Below are 23,912 nucleotides of genomic sequence, written 5' to 3'. Positions count from 1 at the left end.
TTACCCATGACGAACCGTACCCGCATCCTCACCGGCATCACCACCACCGGCACCCCGCACCTGGGCAACTACGCCGGCGCCATCCGCCCGGCGATTCTCGCCAGCCGCGACAGCAATGCCGATTCGTTCTACTTCCTGGCTGACTATCACGCCCTGATCAAGTGCGATGACCCGCTGCGCATCCAGCGCTCGCGTCTGGAAATCGCCGCGACCTGGCTGGCCGGTGGTCTGGATGTGGATCGTGTGACCTTCTACCGTCAGTCCGACATCCCGGAAATCCCCGAGCTGACCTGGCTGCTGACCTGCGTCGCCGCCAAGGGCCTGCTCAACCGCGCCCACGCCTACAAGGCTTCGGTGGACAAGAACGTCGAGACCGGCGAAGACCCGGATGCCGGTATCACCATGGGCTTGTACAGCTATCCGGTGCTGATGGCGGCGGACATTCTGATGTTCAACGCGCACAAGGTGCCGGTCGGTCGCGACCAGATCCAGCACGTGGAAATGGCCCGTGATATCGGCCAGCGCTTCAACCACCTGTTCGGCCAGGGCAAGGAATTCTTCACCATGCCCGAAGCGCTGATCGAGGAAAGCGTGGCCACGTTGCCGGGCCTGGACGGTCGCAAGATGTCCAAGAGCTACGACAACACCATTCCGCTGTTCTCCAGCGCCAAGGAAATGAAGGACGCGATTTCGCGCATCGTTACCGACTCCCGCGCGCCGGGCGAAGCGAAAGATCCAGACAACTCGCACCTGTTCACCCTGTTCCAGGCTTTCTCCACGCCGGCGCAGGCTGACGAATTCCGCAGCGAACTGCTGGGCGGTCTGGGTTGGGGCGAGGCGAAGAACCGTCTGTTCCAGCTGCTCGACAACGAGCTGGGCGAATCCCGCGAGCGTTATCACCAGTTGATCGAACGCCCGGCAGATCTGGAAGACATCCTGCAACACGGCGCCAAGAAGGCCCGTGCGGTGGCGACGCCGTTCCTCAACGAGCTGCGTGAAGCGGTCGGCTTGCGCTCCTTCGTCAATCAGGTTCAGGTGGCCGCGACCACCAAGAAGAAAGCCGCGAAGGCTGCACGTTTCGTCAGCTTCCGTGAAGACGACGGCAGCTTCCGTTTCCGTCTGCTGGCGGCCGACGGCGAGCAACTGCTGCTGTCGCGCAACTTCGCCGACGGTAAAACCGCCGGTCAGGTGACCAAGCAGCTGCAATCGGGTCAGGCGCTGGATGTGCGCAGCGAAGACCTGAGCTTCAGCGTCTGGCTGGAAGGCGAGTGTGTCGGCGACAGCCCGGCGTTCGCCGACGTGGCTGCGCGAGATGCGGCTATCGAGGCCTTGCGGATCGCTCTGACACCGGTTCAGGAATAATCAACGGGCCGGCCCGACCAAGGGCCGATTGCCATTCCCACGGGCCATCGCTACAGTGACGGCCCGTTTTTGTTGCCTTGCTAACGAATTATGACGCCCCTAGAACGATATCAAGCTGATCTGAAACGCCCGGACTTCTTCCATGATGCGGCGCAGGAAACTGCCGTGCGTCATCTGCAACGCCTGTACGACGATCTGATCGCGGCCGAGCAGAACAAGCCGGGTTTGCTGGGCAAGCTGTTTGGCAAAAAGGATCAGACGCCGGTCAAGGGTCTGTATTTCTGGGGCGGCGTGGGTCGCGGCAAGACTTACCTGGTGGACACCTTCTTCGAAGCTCTGCCATTCAAGGAAAAGACCCGCACTCACTTCCACCGCTTCATGAAGCGTGTGCACGAAGAGATGAAAACCCTCGGCGGCGAGAAAAACCCGCTGACCATCATCGCCAAGCGCTTCGCGACTGAATCGCGAGTCATCTGCTTCGATGAATTCTTCGTCTCCGACATCACCGACGCCATGATCCTCGGCACGCTGATGGAAGAACTGTTCAAGAACGGCGTGACCCTGGTCGCCACTTCGAACATCGTGCCGGACGGCCTTTACAAGGACGGCCTGCAACGAGCGCGCTTCCTGCCGGCCATCGCGCTGATCAAGCAGAACACCGAGATCGTCAACGTCGACAGCGGTGTCGATTACCGTCTGCGCCACCTCGAACAAGCGGAGCTGTTCCACTTCCCGCTCGACGAAGCCGCTCACGAAAGCCTGCGCAAGAGCTTCCGCGCACTGACGCCGGAATGCACGGCGGCGGTGGAAAACGATGTGCTGATCATCGAGAACCGCGAAATCCGCGCCCTGCGTACTTGCGATGACGTGGCCTGGTTCGATTTCCGCGAACTGTGCGACGGCCCGCGCAGCCAGAACGACTACATCGAACTGGGCAAGATCTTCCACGCCGTGCTGCTCAGTGGCGTGGAGCAGATGAGCGTCACCACCGACGACATCGCCCGCCGCTTCATCAACATGGTCGACGAGTTCTACGACCGTAACGTCAAACTGATCATTTCTGCCGAAGTCGAGTTGAAAGACCTGTACACCGGCGGACGCCTGACGTTCGAGTTCCAGCGTACCCTCAGCCGTCTGCTGGAGATGCAATCCCACGAATTCCTGTCCCGGGCACACAAGCCTTAAGCGGATTCGGCAAACAAAAAGGGCCTGCAGATGCAGGCCCTTTTTTGTGTCTGGTCGAATCGTCAGGCAGCTTGCTGGAACTGCTGCCGGTACTGGTTCGGCGACAGTTCGGTGTGCTGGCGGAACAGCCGTGCGAAGAAGCTCGCATCGTCGTAGCCGACTTCGTAGCTGATGGTCTTGATGCTCTTGCGGCTGCCGGAAAGCAAGCCTTTGGCGGTCTCGATGCGCAGCCGTTGCAGATAGTGCAGCGGCTTGTCGCCGGTGGCGGTCTGGAAGCGGCGCATGAAGTTGCGGATGCTCATGCCGTGCTCGCGGGCCACGTCCTCGAAGCGGAACTTGTCGGCGAAATGCTCTTCGAGCCAGTGCTGGATCTGCAGGATGATCACGTCCTGATGCAGCTTCTGGCCGCCGAAACCGATGCGGCCCGGTGCATAGCTGCGTTGCACTTCATAGAGAATGTCGCGGGCCACCGCCTGGGCCACATTGGCGCCGCAGAAGCGCTCGATCAGGTAAATGTAGAGATCGCAGGCCGAGGTGGTGCCGCCGGCGCAATACAGGTTGTCGGCGTCGGTCAGGTGCTTGTCCTGATTCAGATAGACCTGCGGAAAGCGCTCGGCGAAGGCATTGAAGAAGCGCCAGTAGGTGGTCGCCTCCTTGCCGTTGAGCAATCCGGCCTCGGCCAGCCAGAACACCCCGGTGGCTTCGCCGCAGAGCACGGCGCCCCGGGCGTGCTGTTCACGCAGCCATGGCAGGATTTGTGGATAACGTTGGCACAGCGTATCGAAATCGTCCCAGAACGCCGGGAGGATGATGACGTCGGCGTTTTCCAGGCCGCCGTCCACCGGCATGACCACGTCACTGAAGCTGTTCACCGGTTTGCCGTCGGGGCTGACCAGGCGGGTTTCGAACGCCGGAGTCAGGCCGTGGCCCAGTTGTTTGCCGTAACGCAGGCTGGCCAGATGGAAGAAATCCTTGGCTTGCATGAGGGTGGAAGCGAAAACCCGGTCGATCGCCAGGATGCTGACGCGCCGCAAGGGCGTGGAGACTTGCTTGGACATAATTCAACTTTTGTTTTTATAAGGGAAAGTGGTCACCAGACGGCTGGATCGTCTTATTTTTTGTCGGATGTGTCCAGTGTCCTGTATCGGAAGCGAGGCTTAGTCTCTGAAGGTCTGATCCCTCCAACAATAAAGAAAAGGTGACGCATGATTCCCAGAACCCTGTTCAGCTCCGAGCACGAATTGTTCCGCGACAGCGTACGAACATTCCTCGAAAAAGAGGCCGTGCCGTTCCATGGGCAATGGGAAAAACAAGGCTACATCGACCGCAAACTGTGGAACAAGGCGGGGGAGGCGGGGATGCTTTGCTCGCATCTGCCGGAGGAGTACGGCGGGTTGGGGGCGGACTTTCTTTACAGTGCGGTCGTGATCGAAGAAGTAGGGCGGCTGGGTCTGACCGGCATCGGTTTCTCGCTGCATTCGGACATCGTCGCGCCGTACATCCTGCATTACGGCAGCGAGGCGCTGAAGCAGAAGTACCTGCCGAAACTGGTGTCCGGCGAGATGGTCACCGCGATCGCCATGACCGAGCCGGGCGCCGGTTCCGACCTGCAAGGGGTCAAGACCACGGCGGTGCTGGATGGCGATGAGTATGTGATCAACGGCTCGAAAACCTTTATCACCAATGGCTTCCTGGCGGATCTGGTGATCGTCGTCGCCAAGACCGATCCCAAGGCCGGCGCCAAGGGCACCAGCCTGTTTCTGGTGGAGGCGAACACGCCGGGCTTCGACAAGGGCAAGCGCCTGGAGAAGGTCGGAATGAAGGCTCAGGACACGTCGGAATTGTTCTTCCAGGACGTGCGAGTACCGAAAGAAAACCTGCTGGGTCAGGCCGGGGCGGGATTTGCCTATCTGATGCAGGAACTGCCGCAGGAGCGTCTGACCGTGGCGATTGGCGGTCTGGCTTCAGCCGAGGCGGCGCTGCAATGGACGCTGGATTACACCCGCGAGCGCAAGGCGTTCGGCAAGTCGATTGCCGACTTCCAGAATACCCGCTTCAAACTGGCTGAAATGGCCACCGAGATTCAAATCGGCCGGGTGTTCGTCGACCGCTGCCTGGAGTTGCATCTGCAAGGCAAGCTTGATGTGCCGACGGCGGCGATGGCCAAGTACTGGGGCACCGACCTGCAATGTAAGGTGCTCGACGAGTGCGTGCAACTGCATGGTGGCTACGGTTTCATGTGGGAATACCCGGTGGCGCGAGCCTGGGCGGATGCGCGGGTGCAGCGGATCTATGCCGGCACCAATGAAATCATGAAGGAGATCATTGCGCGGTCGCTTTGATCCGAGCGTGTGATCGTACCCACGCTCTGCGTGGGAATGCCGCCATGGACGCTCTGCGTCCGCTTTGGGGTGCAGTCCACAGAGCGCGGGAACGATCATCGTCCTGGGTTACGGCGCTGGGTTTGGATGATCCTTGTGAATCGCTTCGATCCCTTCCAGCACTTCCTTCGACAGTTTCAACTCGTAGCTGGCGATGTTGCTGTCCAGTTGCTCCAGCGTCGTCGCCCCGATGATGTTGCTGGTGACGAACGGTTGCTGATTCACAAACGCCAGGGCCATTTGCGCCGGATCCAGACCGTGTTCACGGGCCAGTGCGACGTAACGGCTGCATGCCGCTTCCGATTGCGGGTTGAAATAGCGGCTGAAGCGGCTGTAGAGGCTCAGGCGGCCTTTCGGCGGACGCGCCCCACCTTCGTACTTGCCCGACAGGAAACCGAACGCCAGCGGCGAATAAGCGAGCAGGCCGCATTGCTCGCGGATGGCGATTTCCGCCAGGCCGATCTCGAAACTGCGGTTGAGCAGGTTGTACGGGTTCTGGATCGACACGGCGCGCGGCCAGCCACGGGCTTCGGCCAGGGCGAGAAAACGCATGGTGCCCCACGGCGTTTCGTTGGACAGACCGATGTGGCGGATCTTGCCGGCCTTCACTTGCTCATCGAGGGCTTCGAGAGTGTCTTCGAGCGGCGTCAGGTTGGCTTCGGTCTGGTGCTTGTAGCCCAGTTGTCCGAAAAAGTTGGTGCTGCGCTCCGGCCAGTGCAATTGATACAGATCGATGTAGTCGGTCTGCAGGCGCTTGAGGCTGGCGTCCACGGCTTCGGTGATGTGCTGACGGTTGTGGCGCAGATTCTTGTCGCGGATGTAGTCGATGGTGTTGCCGGGGCCGGCGATCTTGCTGGCGAGGATCCAGTCGGCGCGGTCGCCGCGGCTCTTGAAGTAATTGCCGATGTAGCGCTCGGTGGTGGCGTAGGTTTCGGCTTTCGGTGGCACCGGGTACATCTCGGCGGTGTCGAGGAAATTGATCCCGGCCTCTCTTGCCCGTTCGATCTGGGCGAAGGCTTCAGCTTCAGTGTTTTGCTCGCCCCAGGTCATGGTGCCGAGGCAGATTGCACTCACATTCAGGTCGGTACGGCCTAGCTGGCGATAGTCCATCGGGTGCTCCTTGGGCAAAACAAGCATAAAAGCAGGTTGAAATTTTTTTCGCAATCTGCATAATTGCCGACCTCTTTCTGCAGTGGAAGTGATGCGCCGCCGCCGAAGAATCTTGCCGTTGAACGGACGCGCCGACCCGAGCCCCCGAAAGCGTCTGTATCCGGCTGCCTTTGACTTGTCAAAGTACGCACTATTCAGTAAGATCCGCCGTCTTATTTACAGGCGGCCCCTGAGGCTATAAAGAATGAAAACTTTTACTGCTAAACCGGAAACAGTAAAGCGCGACTGGTTTGTCGTCGACGCTGCTGGTCAGACCCTGGGTCGTCTGGCCACCGAAATCGCGAGCCGTCTGCGTGGCAAGCACAAGCCTGAGTACACTCCTCACGTTGACACCGGCGACTACATCGTCGTAATCAACGCTGAGCAGATCCGTGTTACCGGTGCTAAAACCACTGACAAAATGTACTACTCCCACTCCGGTTTCCCGGGCGGCATCAAGTCGATCAACTTTGAAAAGCTGATCGCCAAGGCCCCTGAGCGCGTGATCGAGACCGCGGTTAAAGGCATGCTGCCTAAAAACCCACTGGGTCGCGACATGTACCGTAAGCTGAAAGTCTATGCGGGCGCTGCACACCCTCATACTGCTCAGCAGCCCCAAGAACTGAAGATTTAACGGAATAGTTCATTATGTCGGCGACTCAAAATTACGGCACTGGCCGTCGCAAGACCGCAACCGCACGCGTTTTCCTGCGTCCGGGTACTGGTAACATCTCCATCAACAACCGCTCCCTGGACACGTTCTTCGGTCGCGAAACTGCCCGCATGGTAGTTCGTCAGCCGCTGGAACTGACTGAGACTGTCGAGAAGTTCGACATCTACGTCACCGTCATCGGTGGTGGTGTAAGTGGTCAAGCTGGCGCAATCCGCCACGGCATCACTCGCGCTCTGATGGACTACGACGAAACCCTGCGTAGCGCTCTGCGCAAAGCTGGCTTCGTTACTCGCGACGCCCGTGAAGTTGAACGTAAGAAAGTTGGTCTGCGTAAAGCGCGTAAGCGTCCGCAGTACTCGAAGCGTTAATTTCGCTTCCACGTTCAAAAAGAACGCCCGATTCCTCACGGAACCGGGCGTTTTTTTATGCGTGCGATTTCTTGAATAATTGCGCTGTGACAACTTGCCACATTCGTAGACCCCCTATACTACAAGGCTTGAGGGCCAGCCCTCCGGGTAATTACCTTGTCAGAATTGGGGGTTTTCATTACCATTCGGCAAAATTTTTATAAGTACATAGTTTCAATTTAGTAGACGCCTGATTTAACAGGCCACAAAGCTGATGGGAGAGGACTGAATGAGCAATGACGGCGTGAATGCAGGCCGGCGTCGCTTCTTGGTAGCAGCCACATCCGTGGTGGGTGCTGCAGGAGCGGTGGGGGCTGCGGTCCCGTTCGTGGGGTCATGGTTTCCCAGTGCCAAGGCGAAGGCTGCCGGAGCACCGGTGAAAGTGAATGTCAGCAAAATCGAGCCAGGGCAGCAGATGATTGCTGAATGGCGCGGCCAGCCGGTGTTCATTGTCCGCCGTACCGAGGAAATCCTGGGGAATCTCAAGAAGATCGAGGGCCAGCTCTCCGATCCGACCTCCAAAAACTCCACGCAACCCACTTATGTCGACCCTGAAGTGCGTTCGATCAAGCCGGAAATCCTCCTGCTGATCGGGATCTGCACTCACCTGGGTTGCTCACCGACCTTCCGTCCCGAAGTGGCACCCGCGGATCTGGGCAAAGACTGGGTAGGCGGCTATTTCTGCCCTTGCCACGGTTCCCACTACGATCTGGCTGGCCGCGTCTACAAGTCGCAACCTGCGCCTTTGAACCTGCCAGTACCCCCGCATTCCTATGAGACCGATGACCTGATTGTCATTGGCGTCGATACGGAGAAAGCGTGATGAGCAAGTTCATGGATTGGGTTGATGCACGCTTTCCCGCCACCAAAATGTGGGAAGACCATCTCAGCAAGTATTACGCTCCAAAAAACTTCAACTTCTTCTACTTCTTCGGCTCGCTGGCGCTGCTCGTTCTGGTCAACCAGATCGTCACCGGTGTCTGGCTGACCATGAGCTACACCCCGTCGGCGGAAGAAGCGTTCGCTTCCGTCGAATACATCATGCGCGACGTCGAGTACGGTTCGATCCTGCGTCTGCTGCACTCCACCGGGGCTTCGGCGTTCTTCATCGTGGTGTATCTGCACATGTTCCGTGGCCTGCTCTACGGTTCGTACCAGAAACCGCGCGAGCTTGTGTGGGTCTTCGGCATGCTGATCTACCTGGCGCTGATGGCCGAAGCCTTCATGGGTTACCTGCTGCCGTGGGGTCAGATGTCTTACTGGGGCGCCCAGGTGATCATCTCGCTGTTCGGTGCGATTCCGGTCATCGGCAACGACCTGACCCAGTGGATCCGTGGTGACTACCTGATTTCCGGGATCACCCTGAACCGCTTCTTCGCCCTGCACGTGGTTGCGCTGCCGATCGTGATTCTCGGTCTGGTGGTGCTGCACATCCTGGCGCTGCACGAAGTCGGTTCGAACAACCCGGACGGCGTGGACATCAAGAAGCACAAAGACGAAAACGGTATCCCGCTGGACGGCATCGCCTTCCACCCGTACTACACCGTGAAAGATATCGTCGGCGTCGTGGTGTTCCTGTTCATCTTCTGCTTCATTGTGTTCTTCTTCCCGGAAATGGGCGGTTACTTCCTCGAAAAGCCTAACTTCGAGCAAGCCAACCCGTTCAAGACCCCAGAGCACATTGCACCGGTCTGGTACTTCACACCGTTCTACGCAATCTTGCGTGCGGTCCCTGACAAGCTCATGGGCGTTATCGCCATGGGTGCGGCGATTGCGGTGCTGTTCGTCCTGCCGTGGCTCGACCGCAGCCCGGTCAAGTCGATGCGCTACAAAGGCTGGATGAGCAAAATCTGGCTGGTGGTGTTCTGCATTTCGTTCGTGATCCTCGGCATTCTGGGCGTTCTGGCCCCGACGCCAGGTCGTACGCTGCTGTCGCAGGTCTGCACCTTCCTGTACTTCGCCTACTTCATTCTGATGCCGTTCTACACCAGGCTCGAGAAGACCAAACCGGTTCCGGAAAGGGTGACTGGCTGATGAAAAAGTTATTTTTTGCTCTGATTTTTGCTGCTCTGCCAGTGCTGTCTTTCGCGGCCGAACACGGTGGTCCGGAACTGGAAAAGGTCGACATCGACGTTTCCGACAAGGCTGCCTTGCAGGATGGTGCGCGTACTTTCGCCAACTATTGCATGGGTTGCCACAGTGCCAAGTTTCAGCGTTACGAGCGTGTGGCCGATGACCTCGGGGTTCCGCACGAACTGATGCTGGAAAAACTGGTGTTCACCGGCGCCAAGATCGGCGATCACATGAACATCGGCATGCAGCCGGCCGACGCCAAGACCTGGTTCGGCGCAGCGCCGCCGGACCTGACGCTGGTGGCTCGTGTTCGCGGCACCGACTGGCTTTACGGTTACCTCAAGTCGTTTTACGAAGATCCTGCACGTCCATGGGGCGTGAACAACAAGGTCTTCCCGAACGTCGGCATGCCTAACGTGCTGGTCGGCCTGCAAGGTCGTCAGGTCGTAGGTTGCAAACAGGTACAGATCGTCGAAGACGGCAAGAAGCAATATGACCCGCTGACCGGTACGCCTCTGACTCATGAAGCGTGCGATCAGTTGACCATCGTGCCGAAAACCGGAACCCTCAACGAAGAGCAGTTCGATGAGAAGGTCAAGAATCTGGTAACCTTCCTGGCTTACTCGGCTAACCCGGTTAAGCTGCAACATCAGCGCATCGGTACTTACGTCTTGCTGTACCTGGCGTTCTTCTTTGTGTTCGCCTACCTGCTCAAGCGTGAATACTGGAAAGACGTGCACTGATACGCTTCAAGCAATTGCTGTTAATCGCGCGCGCCCAAGGGCGCCTCTGAAAACGCAACGCCTGGTTCGCCAGCGGTGCGGGAGGCGCCCTCTGGGCGCGCGCGTTTTTCCGGCTCCGACTATTTCAACAAGCGAGGAGGATCGCCATGGGCGTGACCAATCGGTTGGCCTGTTACTCCGACCCCGCCGACCACTATTCCCACCGAGTGCGCATCGTGCTTGCAGAGAAGGGTGTCAGCGCCGAAATCATTTTTGTGGAGGCTGGTCGTCAGCCGCCTAAACTGATTGAAGTGAACCCTTACGGCAGTCTGCCCACGCTGGTCGATCGTGACCTGGCGTTGTGGGAGTCGACCGTGGTGATGGAATACCTGGATGAGCGTTACCCGCATCCGCCATTGATGCCCGTGTACCCGGTGGCGCGTGCCAACAGCCGTCTGCTGATTCACCGCATTCAGCGCGACTGGTGTGGTCTGGTGGATCTGATTCTGGATTCGCGCACCAAGGAAGCGGCCCGGGCCGTGGCGCGCAAGGAATTGCGCGAAAGCCTGACGGGCGTGTCGCCGCTGTTTGCCGACAAGCCGTTTTTCCTCAGTGAGGAACAAAGTCTGGTGGATTGCTGCCTATTGCCAATACTCTGGCGTTTGCCGATTCTGGGTATAGAACTGCCGCGGCCCGCCAAGCCGCTGCTTGATTATATGGAGCGTCAGTTTGCGCGTGAGGCTTTCCAGGCGAGTCTGTCTGGTGTCGAACGCGACATGCGCTAAGGCTTAAGGAGCCGCTATGAACTCCAGTCGACCTTATCTGGTCCGCGCGCTCTACGAGTGGATTGTGGATAACGATTGCACCCCGCACATGCTGGTCAATTCCGAGTACCCGGCGGTGCAGGTGCCACAGGGATTTGCCAGTGACGGGCAGATTGTCCTGAACATTTCGCCAAGTGCCGTGCGGCACTTGCACATGGACAACGACGTTGTGACCTTCGAAGGTCGCTTCGGTGGTGTCCCGCACAGTCTGTACGTGCCGATTGCTGCAATCCTGGGGATCTACGCCCGGGAAAACGGTCAGGGCATGGTGTTCGATCTGGAGTCGCCGATGGATGACGAAGACGAGATCGAGCAGGATGACGATGTTCCGCCACCGGACAGCGAGCCGCCGCGCCCAAGCGGCCGGCCAAGCCTGAAAGTGGTGAAGTAATAAAAAAGGCGATCCGGTTGGATCGCCTTTTTTGTGCCTGCGTTTTGCGGGTCAGTCGATGTATTCGAACAGCTTCACAATCTTCTGCACGCCGGAGACGCCCTGAACCAGGTTGGTCGCCTGGGCGGCTTCCTGTTTGGTCAGCAGGCCCAGCAGGTAAACGATGCCGTTCTCGGTCACGACCTTGATGCGCGAGCCGGGAATGCTGGCATCGGCGAGCATCTGGGTCTTGATCTTGGTGGTCAGCCAGGCATCGTTCTGGCGGGCAACGAAGCCTGAAGGCGCAATCACTTGCAGTTCGTTATGGACCTTTTTCACGCGCTGCACGTTGGCAGCGGCCTGTTCGGCCTTCTCCTTGAGGTCTGCGCGCGGGGTCTGGCCGGCCAGCAGTACGACGCCGTTGAAGCTGGTGACGACGATGTGCGAGTCGTTGTCCAGGGCCGGATCGGCCTTGGCCACGTTGACGCCGACTTTGGTTTCGATCAGCGAGTCATCGATCTTGCTGCCGAAAGTGCGGGTGCCACGATCGTCTTCGATCGGCGCTTCACGGCTGGCATTCACCACCGAGGTGCAGCCGCTGATGCCGAGGCACAGGGTCAAGGCCAGAAGGCCAAGGCGATTAGGGGTCATTCTTCACTCCCGAACAGTTGGCTGTCGATCAGATCGCAAAGGCAATGGATCGCCAGCAAGTGGACTTCCTGAATACGTGCGGTGACGTTGGCCGGTACGCGAATCTCGACGTCTTCGGGCAGCAGCAGCGAAGCCATGCCGCCGCCATCGCGTCCGGTCAATGCTACGACAATCATTTCGCGATCATGTGCGGCCTGGATCGCCTGAATAATGTTCGCCGAGTTGCCGCTGGTCGAAATGGCCAGCAATACGTCACCCGGCTGGCCGAGTGCGCGGATCTGCTTGGAGAACACTTCGTTGTAGCTGTAGTCGTTGGCGATCGAGGTGATGGTCGAGCTGTCGGTGGTCAGCGCGATCGCCGGCAGGCTAGGGCGCTCACGCTCGAAACGGTTGAGCAGTTCCGAGGAGAAGTGCTGGGCATCGCCGGCCGAGCCGCCGTTACCGCACGAGAGCATTTTGCCCTCGTTGAGCAGGGCGTTGACCATTACCTGGCTGGCTTGCTCGATGTGCGGTGCAAGTACGTCCATCGCCTGTTGCTTGGTGTCGATGCTGGCCTGGAAAAGCTGGCGAATTCGGGATTGCATGTCCATCTGTGTGACCTTAATTAGCGCGGCTGTCCGGCACGTGAATGTGCAGCCCGCAAAGCAAAGAGCAAAAGTGTTGAGTGAAAGTGTCCGGGTCGGAGCAGGCGGTCAACTGTCGAACGCATTCTGCAACCAGTTCAGCTGACCCTGGTGGCTGTCGATGGCCACCACGTCGAAGCGGCAGGGGGAATTGGCCCAACGCGACTCGCGCTGAAGAAAATACTGTGCGGCGAAAATCAGTTTCTGCCGTTTGCGCCCATCGATGCTGTCGAGTGCGCCACCCCATTGAGTGTTCTTTCGGTAACGGACTTCGACGAATACTACTGTATCGCCATCAAGCATGACCAGATCAAGCTCACCGCGTTTGCATAACCAGTTCTGCGCCAGCAGGCGCAGACCCTGGTGTTGCAGATGCTCGAGCGCATGGCGCTCGGCATCCTTGCCGCTTTGCAGGTGTGACCTGTCGGGCATCAGCGTGGAGTGTCCGGCAGGCGCTGGATCTGGCCGCTGACGAACTGCGCCCATGGCAACTGACGCACCACGCGCTGGGACTGAGTCATGCCCAGGCTGCCCGACTGACCTTCGATGCGGCTGTCCGGCAATGCCTTGAGCTGATCCAGGCGTGGCGCCAGGCGATAAGCATCGACGCCCATTGCGTACAGGCGGCCGAGGCTGCCGGCGGCTTGTGGCCATTGCGCGGTGACCTGCTGGCGCAGCGGATCGCTGGTCTCCAGCAGCCACGGGGTTTCGCAGAAGCGCACGCCGTTCATGTCGTTGTACTGATTGACGTCGCCGCTGGCGCTGAACACGTGGGAGGTCGCATAGACCGGCACGTCGCCGGCGTACTGGAAGTTCAGGGTCGGCTTGATCTGTTGCGCCTGCTGCGGGGTGGCGGCAAGGAAGATGAATTCGATGTCCTGGCGACGCGAAGGCTGAGCGGCAACGTTGGTGCCGGCAGCATTCTGCAGGCTCTTGGCGCGAGCTTCGCTCTGACGCAGCTGGAACATGTCGGCGATCTGCTGGGCCAGTTGCACCGGCTGGTCGACGCGTTCGGTTGCGACAATGCTGCCGCCGTTGGCTTGCCAGTCCTGGCTGAACGCGCGCAGGACGCGGTCGCCCCATTCGCCTTTCGGCACCATGATGGCGGCGCGATGCAGGCCGTCGGCACGGGCGCGGCGGGAGACTTCGCGGGCTTCGTCTTCAGCGGCCAGACCGAACTGGAACAGCTGCGCCGGGCCTTGGTCGCCTTCGCTGTAGTTCAGGGCGAGGGTGGTGATTGGCAGTTGCGGGCGAGTGCTCAGCTGTTTGACCAGTGGCTTCTCCAACGGGCCGACGACCAGTTGCACGCCATCGGCCTGGGCCTTGCGGTAGAACTCGTCGAGGTTGGTCAGTTTCGAGCTGTCGTAGAACTCGATGGCCGGTGGTTTCTGGCCGGCTTGCTGAGCCTGGTAGTGCGCGGCCATGAAGCCGTCACGCAGGGCCTTGCCGACCGAGGCCAGTTGGCCGTCCTGTGGCAACAGCAGGGCGATCTTGCTCAGGGGCTGGCTGGCCAGCTCCTTGAGTTTGGTCAGGGGTAGCGGCAGGTTGATTGCGGCTGGGTGTTTCGGATGCTGGTTGCGCCAGTTGTCGATGGCGGCTTGCTGTTGTTCCAGAGTGCCGGCGGTTTTCACTGCCAGGGCCAGGCTCATCCAGCCGCCGAGGTCATCGGTGGTGTTCGCTTGCAGTTGATCGGCCGGTAGCGACGCAATCAGGGTCCAGATCGCTTCATGGTTCTTGCTGGCGGCTTCTCCTTCCAGCATCGGCGCGATGAAGATGCGCTCGCGGGCGGCCGCCAGGGTCTGGCCGTCGGCTTCAAGGGCGCGGGCGTGAACGGTGCCGGCGCGAACTTGCAGCGGTACCGACATTTCGCTCAGGCGTTGCAGACTTGGATGGCTCAACGCAGTCAGCGCGGCTTTCGGCTGATTGCGGGCCATGGCCAGTTCGGCCGACAGTGTGCTGGCGAATGCCTGCTGGCCTGGCTGAAGTTGCTCCATCGGCACTTGCTGCAGGATCTGTGCGGACTGTCCGGCATTGCCCTGGCGGTACGCCATGTCTGCTGCGCTCAGGCGCAGCAGTGCGGCCTTGTCCGGCGATTTGGCCTGGGCAGCCTGTTCGAGCAGTTGCTCAATGGTGGCATCCGGGGTCCGTGGAAGTTCGCCAAGGCTGGAGGAAGGGGAGCTGGCGCAAGCCGCCAGCAAGGCAGCGAGGCAGAGGGCAGTGAACAGCCGCAGGCAAGCGATCATGTAAGTGTTCCTGATACTCGATCAAATTAGCGTCGAATTGTACCCAAGCACTGGCCGGGGCGCGATGTTACTGGCGTGAAACCGTCAATTTAGCTGATACAAAGAGTGCGCAGCCTCACAATGGTGCGACAAACCGTGTCCGACCCGGACGCGTCGACCGGCGCACGACGCGCTACAATGGCGGCTTTTACCGATCATGAGGTGTGCGCTTTGACTGCTCCAGGTCCTTTGAATTCCGCTGCGGGCTCGCTTTATGTGGTGGCGACGCCCATCGGCAACCTGGATGACATCAGCGCCCGGGCGTTGAAGATCCTGCGCGAGGTGGCGCTGATCGCCGCCGAAGATACGCGCCACTCCCAGCGCCTGATGCAGCACTTTGGCATCTCCACGCCGCTGGCGGCGTGTCATGAACACAACGAGCGGGATGAGGGCAGTCGCTTCATTACCCGTCTGTTGGCGGGCGACAACGTGGCACTGATTTCCGATGCCGGTACGCCGCTGATTTCCGATCCGGGTTATCACCTCGTGCGTCAGGCCCGTGCCGCCGGGATCAATGTGGTGCCGGTGCCAGGTGCGTGCGCATTGATCGCAGCGTTGTCGGCTGCCGGTCTGCCGTCCGACCGTTTTATCTTCGAAGGCTTTCTGCCGGCCAAGGCCGTGGGTCGCAAGGCGCGCCTGGAAGCGATCAAGGAAGAGCCGCGCACGCTGATTTTCTACGAGGCGCCGCACCGTATTCTGGAATGCCTGCAGGATATGGAGGCGGTGTTCGGCGCTGATCGTCCTGCATTGCTCGCCCGTGAAATCACCAAGACCTTTGAAACGCTCAAGGGATTGCCGCTGAGCGAGTTGCGGGCATTCGTCGAGGCCGACAGCAATCAGCAGCGCGGCGAATGCGTCGTGGTGGTGGCGGGCTGGACCGCGCCGGAGTCTGAAGATGCCGTCAGCAGCGAGGCGATGCGTATCCTTAACCTGTTGCTGGAAGAGATGCCGCTCAAGCGTGCGGCGGCTCTGGCGGCGCAAATTACCGGTGAGCGCAAAAACGTGCTGTATCAGGTGGCGCTGGATCAGCAAAAAGACGCGTAACCCGTCGCGCAGACCGGTTTGCGGGCTATTAGCGCTTGTTCTTCGGCCGCTCTGCCGTTAACCTGCGCGGCGGAGAGTCGATCGGACAGTCGCTGCCCTCTATGAAAATTAGGGGGGGGAGGAAAGTCCGGGCTCCATAGGGCGAAGTGCCAGGTAATGCCTGGGAGGCGTGAGCCTACGGAAAGTGCCACAGAAAATAACCGCCTAAGCGCTTCGGCGCCGGTAAGGGTGAAAAGGTGCGGTAAGAGCGCACCGCACGTCTGGCAACAGTTCGTGGCTAGGTAAACCCCACTTGGAGCAAGACCAAATAGGGTCCCAAGGCGTGGCCCGCGCTGGGACCGGGTAGGTTGCTAAAGATGTCCAGTGATGGCCATCGTAGACGAATGACTGTTCAAGACAGAACCCGGCTTACAGATCGACTCTCCACCTTTTTCTTTTCCCTGCTTGAATTAAAGGCGACAGGGCTGTTTATTATCAGCAGGCCTGCGCTGGAAATCCGGCAGCGGCAAACGCAGTAATAGCCATTTCCCACCTTGCTTCAATCAACAGCAGAAGCGCTTTTGTAATACCGAAAAAATCTTACTCTTAACAAATTACTTTAACTTTCGAGCGCAGCTTTCAGTGCTGCTTCAAGTTATTGGATAAAAGCATCCGCCAGATTCTCGTTGCTCCTCCTTTTATGCTCCTAAATCTCCGTTCTGTAAGGGTTTTCCTTTAATCCGCGCCTTGACGGTGTGGTGGGCGCATTCCTATAGTGTGCGCAAGTGGCGGAAAGTGGCATGAAGTGGGTTTTTTGAGCTCAAAACGATAAAAATTGGAGAAACGCAGACGTGTTTCGCGGAGCTAACGCTATCAGTCTCGACGCAAAGGGCCGTCTCGCCATGCCGAGCCGGTACCGTGACGAGCTCGATTCGCGCAGTTCCGGCCAGTTGATCGTGACCATTGATGCCGTTGATCCATGTTTGTGTGTCTACCCGCTCGATGAGTGGGAAATTATTGAAACCAAGTTGCGCGCGCTTCCTTCGCTTCGCGAAGAGAACCGTCGTCTGCAACGTTTATTGATTGGTAATGCCGTTGACCTCGAACTCGACGGCAGTGGTCGTTTCCTGGTGCCTCCGCGCCTGCGCGAATACGCGAAGCTCGACAAGCGCGCGATGCTGGTGGGCCAACTGAACAAGTTCCAACTGTGGGACGAAGATGCCTGGAACGCGGTTTCTGCCGCCGACCTGGCTGCCATACAACAACCGGGCGCCATGCCTGACGAACTGCGTGATCTGATCCTGTGACTATTGATAGCGGCTTTAACCACATCACCGTACTGCTTGACGAAGCCGTCGAGGCTCTCGCCGTACGTCCTGATGGCTGCTATCTGGACGGCACGTTCGGGCGCGGCGGGCACAGCCGGTTGATCCTGAGCAAGCTCGGGTCGGATGGTCGGCTCATCGGATTCGACAAGGATCCTCAAGCGATTGCCACCGGGCAAACGCTAGCGGCCGAAGACGGCCGCTTTGTCGTTGTGCAGCGCAGCTTTGCCGAGCTTGGCTCGGTGGTTGCCGAACAGGGTCTGGCCGGCAAGGTCAGCGGCATTCTGCTGGATCTGGGCGTGTCTTCGCCGCAGCTCGATGATGCCGAGCGCGGCTTCAGTTTCCTCAACGATGGCCCGCTGGACATGCGCATGGATCCGTCCCGTGGCATCAGCGCCGCCGAGTTCGTCAACACCGCGCCGGTGGAAGAAATCGCCCGTGTGTTCAAGGAATACGGCGAAGAACGTTTCTCCGGTCGCATGGCCCGTGCCGTGGCCGAACGCCGTGACATCACGCCGTTCGAACGCACCGCCGATCTGGCCGAAGTCCTGAAAGTCGCCAACCCGGCGTGGGAAAAGGGCAAAAACCCGGCAACCCGCGCTTTCCAGGGCCTGCGCATTCACGTCAACAATGAACTGGGCGATCTGGAAACGGGTCTTGAAGCCGCGCTCGAATGCCTGGAAGTGGGCGGTCGTCTGGTCGTGATCAGCTTCCACTCGCTGGAAGACCGTATCGTCAAACTGTTCATGCGCAAGCTGGTGAAAGGCGAAGCCGACAACCTGCCGCGCAACCTGCCGGTTCGCCACGTTGCGTTCGAACCGAAAATCAAAGTCCATGGCAAAGCGCAGACGGCCTCCGACGCCGAACTCAAAGCCAACCCACGTTCCCGTAGCGCCGTCATGCGCGTCGCGGAGAAGCTGCGGTGAGCAAGCTTTTCGCCAAGCCACTGCCCGGCGGCAGCTTTTTCATGCTGCTGCTGTTCATCGGCGTGCTCGTGTCGGCCATCGGCGTGTCTTACAGCGCCCACTGGAACCGGCAGTTGCTCAACACCCTGTACAACGAACTGAGCGTGCGCGACAAGGCGCAGGCCGAGTGGGGGCGCCTGATCCTGGAGCAAAGCACCTGGACCGCCCACAGCCGGATCGAAGTGCTGGCCACCGAACAACTGAAGATGCACATCCCCGGCGCGGCTGACGTGAAGATGGTGGCGCCATGATGAAACTCGAAGGCGCGCTCTTCCCGTGGCGTTTCCGTCTGATGGTGGCACTGCTCGGCGTGATGGTCGCGGCCATTTGCTGGCGCATCATTGACTTGCAAGTGGTTGACCGCGACTTCCTCAAAGGCCAGGGCGACGCGCGCAGTCTTCGGCACATTCCGATTCCGGCTCACCGTGGCCTGATCACCGACCGTAACGGCGAGCCTCTGGCCGTAAGTACCCCGGTGACCACGCTCTGGGCGAACGCCAAGGAAATGCAGACCGCCAAAGAGAAGTGGCCGGCACTGGCCGCCGCGCTGGGGCAGGATCCGAAAGCCCTGGCCGAACGTCTCGAAGCCCAGGCCAACAAAGAATTCATTTATCTGGTGCGCGGATTGACTCCCGAGCAGGGCCAGGCCGTGCTCGACCTGAAAGTGCCGGGCGTCTACGGTATCGAAGAATTCCGCCGGTTCTACCCGGCCGGTGAAGTGACGGCGCACATGGTCGGGTTCACCGACATCGATGACCACGGTCGTGAAGGCGTCGAACTGGCCTACGATGAATGGCTGGCCGGCGTGCCCGGCAAGCGGCAAGTCATCAAGGATCGGCGCGGACGGCTGATCAAGGATGTCCAGGTCACCAAAAACGCCAAGGCCGGCAAGCCCTTGGCGTTGTCGATTGACCTGCGCCTGCAATACCTGGCCAACCGCGAGCTGCGCAACGCGATCATCGAGAACGGCGCCAAGGCCGGCAGTCTGGTGATCATGGACGTGAAGACCGGCGAGATTCTCGCGATGGTCAACCAGCCGACCTACAACCCGAACAACCGTCGCAACCTGCAACCGGCGATGATGCGTAACCGCGCGATGATCGACGTGTTCGAGCCCGGTTCGACCATGAAAGCGATCTCGATGAGCGCCGCGATCGAAACCGGCCGCTGGAAACCGAGCGACACCGTCGAGGTGTATCCGGGCTCCCTGCAGATCGGCAAATACACGATCAAGGACGTATCGAAGACCGAAGGTCCGGTACTCGACCTGACCGGCATTCTGATCAATTCCAGTAACGTCGGCATGAGTAAGGTCGCGTTCGATATCGGCGGCGAAACCATTTTCCGCCTCGCACAGAAAGTCGGCCTCGGCCAGGACACCGGCCTCGGCTTCCCGGGCGAACGTGTCGGCAACCTGCCGAACTACCGCGAGTGGCGCAAGGCCGAGACCGCGACGCTGTCGTACGGCTACGGTATTTCGGTGACTGCAATTCAGCTGGTGCACGCGTTCTCGGCGCTGGCCAACAACGGTCGCCTCGCACCGCTGACCCTGATCAAAACCGACAAGGCGCCGCAGACCACTCAGGTGCTGCCGGAAGCCGTTGCGAAAACCATGCAAGGTATGCTGCAACAAGTGATCGAAGCCCCGCGCGGCGTGTTCCGTGCGCAGGTGCCGGCGTATCACGTGGGTGGCAAATCCGGTACCGCGCGTAAAACGTCGGTCGGCACCAAGGGCTACGCCGAAAACTCTTACCGCTCGCTGTTCGCCGGTTTCGGCCCGATGAGCGATCCACGTTATGCAATCGTCGTGGTGATCGATGAGCCGACCAAGGCCGGTTACTTCGGTGGTCTGGTCTCGGCGCCGGTGTTCAGTCGCGTGATGTCGGGCACCCTGCGCCTGATGAACGTCACCCCGGACAACCTGCCGACCACACAACAGGCCAACGCCACCCCGGCCGTTCCGCTGAAAGCCAATGGAGGGCGCGGCTGATGTCTCTGAGTCTGAACAAGATTTTCCCCCACGCCGGCCACGATCTGTTGATCCGTGAACTGGCGCTCGACAGTCGCAACGTACGCGCGGGTGACCTGTTCCTCGCGGTGCCGGGCGGGAAGTTCGACGGGCGTGCGCACATTGCCGACGCCTTGCAGCGCGGTGCTGCTGCCGTGGCTTATGAAGTGGAAGGCGCTACTGTGCTGCCGATCACCGAAGTGCCGCTGATTCCGGTCAAAGGCCTGGCAGCGCAGCTGTCGGACATCGCCGGGCGTTTTTACGGTGAGCCAAGCCATCACCTGAACCTGATCGGCGTGACCGGCACCAACGGCAAGACCAGCGTGACCCAACTGGTGGCGCAGGCGCTGGACCTGCTTGGTCAACATTGCGGCATCGTCGGCACTCTCGGCTCCGGTTTCCACGGCTCGCTGCAAAGCGGCCTGCACACCACACCGAATCCGATTGCCATGCAGGCGACCCTGGGCGACCTGAAAAAGGCCGGCGCCAAAGCCGTGGCCATGGAAGTCTCGTCCCACGGTCTTGATCAGGGCCGGGTTACCGCGCTGGCGTTCGACGTGGCGGTGATGACCAACCTGTCCCGCGATCACCTCGATTACCACGGCACCATGGAAGCGTACGCCGAGGCGAAGGCCCGGCTGTTCGCCTGGAATGACCTGAAGTGCCGCGTGGTCAACCTCGACGACGATTTCGGCCGGCAACTGGCCGCTGAAAAACGTGAGTCGCGGCTGATCACTTACAGCCTGCTCGACAGCAGCGCCTATCTCTATGTGCGTGAAGCGCAGTTCGACGATCATGGCGTGCGCGCCACGCTGGTGACGCCGCAGGGCGAGCACCATCTGCGCAGCACGCTGCTCGGTCGTTTCAACCTGAGCAACGTACTGGCCGCCGTCGGCGCTTTGCTCGGTCTCGACTACGCGCTCGACGAAATTCTAAAGGTGTTGCCGAAACTCGAAGGCCCGGCCGGACGCATGCAGCGTCTCGGCGGCGGCACCCAGCCGCTGGTGGTGGTCGATTACGCCCACACCCCGGACGCGCTGGAAAAAGTACTGACCGCGTTACGCCCGCACGTCAAAGGTCAACTGCTGTGCCTGTTCGGCTGCGGCGGTGATCGCGATCGCGGCAAGCGTCCGCTGATGGCCGAAGTGGTTGAGCGTCTGGCCGACCGCGTGCTGGTCACCGATGACAATCCGCGCACCGAAGATCCAGCGGTAATTTTCGATGACATCCGCGCCGGTTTCACGGCTGTGGACAAGGTGACGTTCGTGGCCGGCCGTGGCCAGGCCATCGCGCAACTGATCGCCGGCGCTTCAGCGGATGACGTGATTGTCCTGGCCGGCAAAGGTCACGAGGACTATCAGGAAATCAACGGCGAGCGCCATGCATTTTCCGATCTGGTCGAGGCGGATCACGCCTTGACCGCGTGGGAGGTGGCCCATGCTTAAGGCCCTGAAACTCAGCCAACTGACCAACGCGCTCGACGCCCGTCTGATCAGCGCCGACGCCAGTTTTGACGGCGTGAGCATCGACAGCCGCGCGATCAAGGCTGGCCAACTGTTTATCGCCCTGACCGGCCCGCGTTTCGACGGTCATGACTATCTGAATGAAGTCGCCGCCAAAGGCGCCGTTGCGGCATTGGTCGAGCGCGAAGTCGCCGATAGCACGCTGCCGCAATTGCTGGTCAAGGACACCCGCCAGGCCCTCGGTCAGTTGGGTGCGTTGAACCGTGCCGCGTTCACCAAACCGGTCGCGGCCGTTACCGGTTCCAGCGGCAAGACCACGGTCAAGGAAATGCTCGCGAGCATCCTGCGCACGCGCGGTTCGGTGCACGCGACCCGTGGCAACCTGAACAACGACCTCGGCGTACCGCTGACCCTGCTCGAACTCGCCCCGGAACACAGCGCGGCAGTGATCGAACTGGGTGCCTCGCGTCTGGGTGAAATCGCTTACACCGTAGGGCTGACCAAGCCGCACGTCGCGATCCTCAACAACGCCGGGACCGCCCACGTCGGTGAGTTCGGCGGGCCGGAGAAAATCGTCGAAGCCAAGGGCGAAATCATCGAAGGGCTGGCGGCCGACGGCGTCGCGGTGCTGAATCTCGATGACAAGGCGTTTGGCATCTGGAAGACCCGCGCCGGCGCGCGCAAGGTGCTGACGTTTGCCCTGAGCAACACTCAGGCGGATTTTTACGCCAGCGACCTGGCCACCGATGCCCGTGGCTGCCCGGCGTTCAACCTGCACAGTCCTGAAGGTGTGGAACGGGTTCAACTGAACCTGCTCGGCACCCACAACGTCGCCAACGCCATGGCCGCCGCCGCTGCCGCTCACGCACTGGGCGTGTCGCTGTTCGGCATCGCCACCGGGCTTGGCGCGGTACAACCGGTCAAGGGTCGCACCGTCGCGCAGCTGGCGAAAAACGGCATGCGCGTGATCGATGACACTTACAACGCGAACCCCACCTCGATGTGCGCGGCCGTTGATATACTCGCCGGCTTTTCCGGCCGCACCGTCCTGGTGCTCGGGGATATCGGCGAGTTGGGCGACTGGGCGGAGCAGGGGCACCGCGACGTGGGCGAATACGCCCGGGGCAAGGTTTCCGCGCTTTACGCCGTCGGGCCGAACATGGTCCACGCCGTGAACGCATTCGGTGAAGAGGCGCATCACTTCGGCACACAAGCCGAACTGATCCAGGCCCTCGGCGCCGAGCAGGACACAAACACCACCATTTTGATCAAGGGTTCGCGCAGCGCAGCGATGGAAAACATCGTTGCGGCCCTGTGCGGGTCCAGTCTGGAGAAACATTAATGCTGCTGCTGCTAGCGGAGTATCTGCAACAGTTCTACAAAGGCTTCGCGGTCTTCCAGTACCTGACCCTGCGCGGGATCCTCGGTGTGCTGACCGCGCTGGTCCTGTCGCTGTGCTACGGCCCGTGGATGATCCGCACCCTGCAGAACCGTCAGATCGGTCAGTCGGTTCGTAACGACGGCCCGCAATCGCACCTGTCCAAATCCGGTACGCCGACCATGGGCGGCGCGCTGATTCTGTCTTCGATCGGTGTCAGCACCCTGCTGTGGGCTGACCTGAGCAATCGTTATGTGTGGGTCGTGTTGCTGGTAACCCTGCTGTTCGGCGCCATCGGCTGGGTCGACGACTATCGCAAGGTGATCGAGAAGAACTCCCGTGGTCTGCCGAGTCGCTGGAAGTATTTCTGGCAGTCGGTGTTCGGCCTCGGCGCGGCGATCTTCCTTTATATGACTGCCAGCACTCCGGTGGAAACCACCCTGATCCTGCCGATGCTCAAGGACTACAGCATTCCGCTGGGCGCGGGTTTCATCGTGCTGACGTATTTCGTGATCGTCGGTTCGAGCAACGCGGTCAACCTGACCGACGGCCTCGACGGTCTGGCGATCATGCCGACAGTGATGGTCGGCGGTGGTCTGGGCATTTTCTGCTACCTGTCGGGTAACGTGAAATTCGCTGAATACCTGCTGATCCCTTACGTACCGGGCGCAGGCGAGCTGATCGTGTTCTGTGGCGCGCTGATCGGTGCCGGCCTGGGCTTCCTGTGGTTCAACACTTACCCTGCGCAAGTTTTCATGGGTGACGTCGGCGCACTGGCGCTGGGCGCTGCCCTGGGCACCATCGCGGTGATCGTCCGTCAGGAAATCGTCCTGTTCATCATGGGCGGCGTGTTCGTGATGGAAACCCTGTCAGTCGTCATTCAGGTTGCGTCCTTTAAGCTGACCGGTCGCCGTGTGTTCCGCATGGCACCGATTCACCACCACTTTGAACTCAAGGGCTGGCCCGAGCCGCGCGTGATCGTCCGTTTCTGGATCATCACCGTGATTCTCGTGCTGATCGGCCTTGCCACCCTGAAGCTGAGGTAGAA

At 60.2% G+C, this 23,912-nt stretch carries 24 protein-coding genes and 1 other RNA gene; 19 read left to right on the top strand and 6 right to left on the bottom strand.

What is annotated here, in order from left to right:
• Positions 1-6: 6 nt before the first annotated feature.
• Together AC1Q9F_RS12265 and zapE are read left to right on the top strand one after the other, a co-directional pair.
• A complete protein-coding gene (locus tag AC1Q9F_RS12265) occupies positions 7-1,362 on the top strand; it encodes a tryptophan--tRNA ligase (RefSeq protein WP_207983897.1) in 1,356 nt (451 codons plus the stop codon).
• A 90-nt stretch (positions 1,363-1,452) separates the two neighbouring features.
• Positions 1,453-2,547, top strand: coding sequence for a cell division protein ZapE (gene zapE, locus AC1Q9F_RS12260; protein ID WP_085606932.1), 1,095 nt, complete (start codon positions 1,453-1,455; stop codon positions 2,545-2,547).
• Positions 2,548-2,609: 62 nt separating this feature from the next.
• On the opposite strand, the gene AC1Q9F_RS12255 is transcribed toward zapE, so the two are convergent.
• A complete protein-coding gene (locus AC1Q9F_RS12255) occupies positions 2,610-3,506 on the bottom strand; it encodes a GlxA family transcriptional regulator (protein WP_170929381.1) in 897 nt (298 codons plus the stop codon).
• A 246-nt stretch (positions 3,507-3,752) separates the two neighbouring features.
• On the opposite strand from AC1Q9F_RS12255, the gene AC1Q9F_RS12250 reads away from it, so the two are divergent.
• Positions 3,753-4,889, top strand: coding sequence for an acyl-CoA dehydrogenase family protein (locus AC1Q9F_RS12250; RefSeq protein ID WP_007956797.1), 1,137 nt, complete (start codon positions 3,753-3,755; stop codon positions 4,887-4,889).
• Positions 4,890-4,997: 108 nt separating this feature from the next.
• On the opposite strand, the gene AC1Q9F_RS12245 is transcribed toward AC1Q9F_RS12250, so the two are convergent.
• Entirely contained in the window at positions 4,998-6,038 is a 1,041-nt protein-coding gene (locus AC1Q9F_RS12245) for an NADP(H)-dependent aldo-keto reductase (RefSeq protein WP_492619827.1), read from the bottom strand.
• A 244-nt stretch (positions 6,039-6,282) separates the two neighbouring features.
• Here AC1Q9F_RS12245 and rplM point away from each other — a divergent pair, with 244 nt between their 5' ends.
• The 7 genes from rplM (at position 6,283) to AC1Q9F_RS12210 (ending at position 11,167) form a co-directional block, all read left to right on the top strand.
• The gene (gene rplM, locus AC1Q9F_RS12240; protein ID WP_003228062.1) at positions 6,283-6,711 is read left to right on the top strand and encodes a 50S ribosomal protein L13; all 429 of its coding nucleotides are present in this window, start codon (positions 6,283-6,285) and stop codon (positions 6,709-6,711) included.
• Between the two features lie 14 nt (positions 6,712-6,725).
• Positions 6,726-7,118 carry a 30S ribosomal protein S9 gene (gene rpsI, locus AC1Q9F_RS12235; protein WP_007956794.1) on the top strand — a complete coding sequence of 131 codons (393 nt, stop codon included), beginning with the start codon at positions 6,726-6,728 and terminating at the stop codon, positions 7,116-7,118.
• 268 nt (positions 7,119-7,386) lie between these two features.
• Complete coding sequence (gene petA, locus AC1Q9F_RS12230) at positions 7,387-7,980, top strand: ubiquinol-cytochrome c reductase iron-sulfur subunit (protein WP_007917031.1); 594 nt, start codon at positions 7,387-7,389, stop codon at positions 7,978-7,980.
• Positions 7,980-9,191: a cytochrome b gene (locus tag AC1Q9F_RS12225; protein WP_007956792.1), complete on the top strand. Its 1,212-nt coding sequence runs from the start codon at positions 7,980-7,982 to the stop codon at positions 9,189-9,191. The genes petA and AC1Q9F_RS12225 overlap by 1 nt, the downstream gene beginning before the upstream one ends.
• A complete protein-coding gene (locus AC1Q9F_RS12220; protein ID WP_007956790.1) occupies positions 9,191-9,973 on the top strand; it encodes a cytochrome c1 in 783 nt (260 codons plus the stop codon). Before AC1Q9F_RS12225 ends, AC1Q9F_RS12220 begins: the two co-directional genes overlap by 1 nt.
• A 146-nt stretch (positions 9,974-10,119) precedes the next feature.
• Entirely contained in the window at positions 10,120-10,737 is a 618-nt protein-coding gene (locus AC1Q9F_RS12215) for a glutathione S-transferase N-terminal domain-containing protein (RefSeq protein WP_011335872.1), read from the top strand.
• A gap of 16 nt (positions 10,738-10,753) precedes the next feature.
• Positions 10,754-11,167 (top strand): ClpXP protease specificity-enhancing factor, encoded by a 414-nt coding sequence (locus AC1Q9F_RS12210; protein WP_007956787.1) that lies wholly within the window; start codon positions 10,754-10,756, stop codon positions 11,165-11,167.
• 51 nt (positions 11,168-11,218) lie between these two features.
• On the opposite strand, the gene AC1Q9F_RS12205 is transcribed toward AC1Q9F_RS12210, so the two are convergent.
• From AC1Q9F_RS12205 to AC1Q9F_RS12190, 4 genes are all read right to left on the bottom strand, one after another.
• Positions 11,219-11,797, bottom strand: a complete 579-nt coding sequence (locus AC1Q9F_RS12205; protein ID WP_179693783.1) for a BON domain-containing protein — start codon at positions 11,795-11,797, stop codon at positions 11,219-11,221.
• On the bottom strand, positions 11,794-12,387 hold the full coding sequence (locus tag AC1Q9F_RS12200) for a phosphoheptose isomerase (protein ID WP_007928463.1): 594 nt from the start codon (positions 12,385-12,387) through the stop codon (positions 11,794-11,796). Before AC1Q9F_RS12200 ends, AC1Q9F_RS12205 begins: the two co-directional genes overlap by 4 nt.
• Positions 12,388-12,489: 102 nt before the next feature.
• A complete protein-coding gene (locus AC1Q9F_RS12195) occupies positions 12,490-12,852 on the bottom strand; it encodes a YraN family protein (protein ID WP_207983895.1) in 363 nt (120 codons plus the stop codon).
• Positions 12,852-14,663 (bottom strand): penicillin-binding protein activator, encoded by a 1,812-nt coding sequence (locus AC1Q9F_RS12190; protein ID WP_492619828.1) that lies wholly within the window; start codon positions 14,661-14,663, stop codon positions 12,852-12,854. The genes AC1Q9F_RS12195 and AC1Q9F_RS12190 overlap by 1 nt, the downstream gene beginning before the upstream one ends.
• Before the next feature lie 177 nt (positions 14,664-14,840).
• Between AC1Q9F_RS12190 and rsmI the strand changes: the two genes are divergently transcribed.
• The 9 genes from rsmI to mraY all read left to right on the top strand — a co-directional run bounded on the left by rsmI (position 14,841) and on the right by mraY (position 23,910).
• Entirely contained in the window at positions 14,841-15,746 is a 906-nt protein-coding gene (gene rsmI, locus AC1Q9F_RS12185; RefSeq protein ID WP_074690999.1) for a 16S rRNA (cytidine(1402)-2'-O)-methyltransferase, read from the top strand.
• Positions 15,747-15,819: 73 nt separating this feature from the next.
• An RNA gene (rnpB, locus tag AC1Q9F_RS12180) (RNase P RNA component class A) lies at positions 15,820-16,173 on the top strand.
• A gap of 403 nt (positions 16,174-16,576) precedes the next feature.
• Entirely contained in the window at positions 16,577-17,032 is a 456-nt protein-coding gene (mraZ, locus tag AC1Q9F_RS12175; protein WP_007917012.1) for a division/cell wall cluster transcriptional repressor MraZ, read from the top strand.
• Complete coding sequence (gene rsmH / locus AC1Q9F_RS12170; protein WP_492619829.1) at positions 17,029-17,976, top strand: 16S rRNA (cytosine(1402)-N(4))-methyltransferase RsmH; 948 nt, start codon at positions 17,029-17,031, stop codon at positions 17,974-17,976. Before mraZ ends, rsmH begins: the two co-directional genes overlap by 4 nt.
• Complete coding sequence (ftsL, locus tag AC1Q9F_RS12165) at positions 17,973-18,266, top strand: cell division protein FtsL (RefSeq protein ID WP_007956777.1); 294 nt, start codon at positions 17,973-17,975, stop codon at positions 18,264-18,266. Before rsmH ends, ftsL begins: the two co-directional genes overlap by 4 nt.
• Positions 18,266-20,005, top strand: a complete 1,740-nt coding sequence (locus AC1Q9F_RS12160) for a peptidoglycan D,D-transpeptidase FtsI family protein (RefSeq protein WP_170929382.1) — start codon at positions 18,266-18,268, stop codon at positions 20,003-20,005. Before ftsL ends, AC1Q9F_RS12160 begins: the two co-directional genes overlap by 1 nt.
• Positions 20,005-21,468 carry a UDP-N-acetylmuramoyl-L-alanyl-D-glutamate--2,6-diaminopimelate ligase gene (locus AC1Q9F_RS12155; protein ID WP_085701785.1) on the top strand — a complete coding sequence of 488 codons (1,464 nt, stop codon included), beginning with the start codon at positions 20,005-20,007 and terminating at the stop codon, positions 21,466-21,468. The genes AC1Q9F_RS12160 and AC1Q9F_RS12155 overlap by 1 nt, the downstream gene beginning before the upstream one ends.
• Entirely contained in the window at positions 21,461-22,828 is a 1,368-nt protein-coding gene (locus AC1Q9F_RS12150) for a UDP-N-acetylmuramoyl-tripeptide--D-alanyl-D-alanine ligase (protein WP_492619830.1), read from the top strand. The genes AC1Q9F_RS12155 and AC1Q9F_RS12150 overlap by 8 nt, the downstream gene beginning before the upstream one ends.
• Positions 22,828-23,910: a phospho-N-acetylmuramoyl-pentapeptide-transferase gene (gene mraY, locus AC1Q9F_RS12145; RefSeq protein WP_007956769.1), complete on the top strand. Its 1,083-nt coding sequence runs from the start codon at positions 22,828-22,830 to the stop codon at positions 23,908-23,910. Before AC1Q9F_RS12150 ends, mraY begins: the two co-directional genes overlap by 1 nt.
• Positions 23,911-23,912 lie beyond the last annotated feature (2 nt).

The sequence above is a fragment of the Pseudomonas sp. GW823-FHT04A03 genome (genome assembly GCF_058796615.1).
This window is presented reverse-complemented; position numbering and strand designations above follow the sequence as displayed.

Excerpts from the sequence above, each read along its gene's own strand:
- AC1Q9F_RS12265 (WP_207983897.1), top strand. The coding sequence starts at position 7 with ATGACGAACCGTACCCGCATCCTCACCGGCATCACCACCACCGGCACC.
- zapE (WP_085606932.1), top strand. The coding sequence starts at position 1,453 with ATGACGCCCCTAGAACGATATCAAGCTGATCTGAAACGCCCGGACTTC.
- AC1Q9F_RS12250 (WP_007956797.1), top strand. The coding sequence starts at position 3,753 with ATGATTCCCAGAACCCTGTTCAGCTCCGAGCACGAATTGTTCCGCGAC.
- AC1Q9F_RS12245 (WP_492619827.1), bottom strand. The coding sequence starts at position 6,038 with ATGGACTATCGCCAGCTAGGCCGTACCGACCTGAATGTGAGTGCAATC.
- rplM (WP_003228062.1), top strand. The coding sequence starts at position 6,283 with ATGAAAACTTTTACTGCTAAACCGGAAACAGTAAAGCGCGACTGGTTT.
- rpsI (WP_007956794.1), top strand. The coding sequence starts at position 6,726 with ATGTCGGCGACTCAAAATTACGGCACTGGCCGTCGCAAGACCGCAACC.
- petA (WP_007917031.1), top strand. The coding sequence starts at position 7,387 with ATGAGCAATGACGGCGTGAATGCAGGCCGGCGTCGCTTCTTGGTAGCA.
- AC1Q9F_RS12225 (WP_007956792.1), top strand. The coding sequence starts at position 7,980 with ATGAGCAAGTTCATGGATTGGGTTGATGCACGCTTTCCCGCCACCAAA.
- AC1Q9F_RS12220 (WP_007956790.1), top strand. The coding sequence starts at position 9,191 with ATGAAAAAGTTATTTTTTGCTCTGATTTTTGCTGCTCTGCCAGTGCTG.
- AC1Q9F_RS12215 (WP_011335872.1), top strand. The coding sequence starts at position 10,120 with ATGGGCGTGACCAATCGGTTGGCCTGTTACTCCGACCCCGCCGACCAC.
- AC1Q9F_RS12210 (WP_007956787.1), top strand. The coding sequence starts at position 10,754 with ATGAACTCCAGTCGACCTTATCTGGTCCGCGCGCTCTACGAGTGGATT.
- AC1Q9F_RS12205 (WP_179693783.1), bottom strand. The coding sequence starts at position 11,797 with ATGACCCCTAATCGCCTTGGCCTTCTGGCCTTGACCCTGTGCCTCGGC.
- AC1Q9F_RS12200 (WP_007928463.1), bottom strand. The coding sequence starts at position 12,387 with ATGGACATGCAATCCCGAATTCGCCAGCTTTTCCAGGCCAGCATCGAC.
- AC1Q9F_RS12195 (WP_207983895.1), bottom strand. The coding sequence starts at position 12,852 with ATGCCCGACAGGTCACACCTGCAAAGCGGCAAGGATGCCGAGCGCCAT.
- AC1Q9F_RS12190 (WP_492619828.1), bottom strand. The coding sequence starts at position 14,663 with ATGATCGCTTGCCTGCGGCTGTTCACTGCCCTCTGCCTCGCTGCCTTG.
- rsmI (WP_074690999.1), top strand. The coding sequence starts at position 14,841 with ATGGCGGCTTTTACCGATCATGAGGTGTGCGCTTTGACTGCTCCAGGT.
- AC1Q9F_RS12160 (WP_170929382.1), top strand. The coding sequence starts at position 18,266 with ATGAAACTCGAAGGCGCGCTCTTCCCGTGGCGTTTCCGTCTGATGGTG.
- AC1Q9F_RS12155 (WP_085701785.1), top strand. The coding sequence starts at position 20,005 with ATGTCTCTGAGTCTGAACAAGATTTTCCCCCACGCCGGCCACGATCTG.
- AC1Q9F_RS12150 (WP_492619830.1), top strand. The coding sequence starts at position 21,461 with ATGCTTAAGGCCCTGAAACTCAGCCAACTGACCAACGCGCTCGACGCC.
- mraY (WP_007956769.1), top strand. The coding sequence starts at position 22,828 with ATGCTGCTGCTGCTAGCGGAGTATCTGCAACAGTTCTACAAAGGCTTC.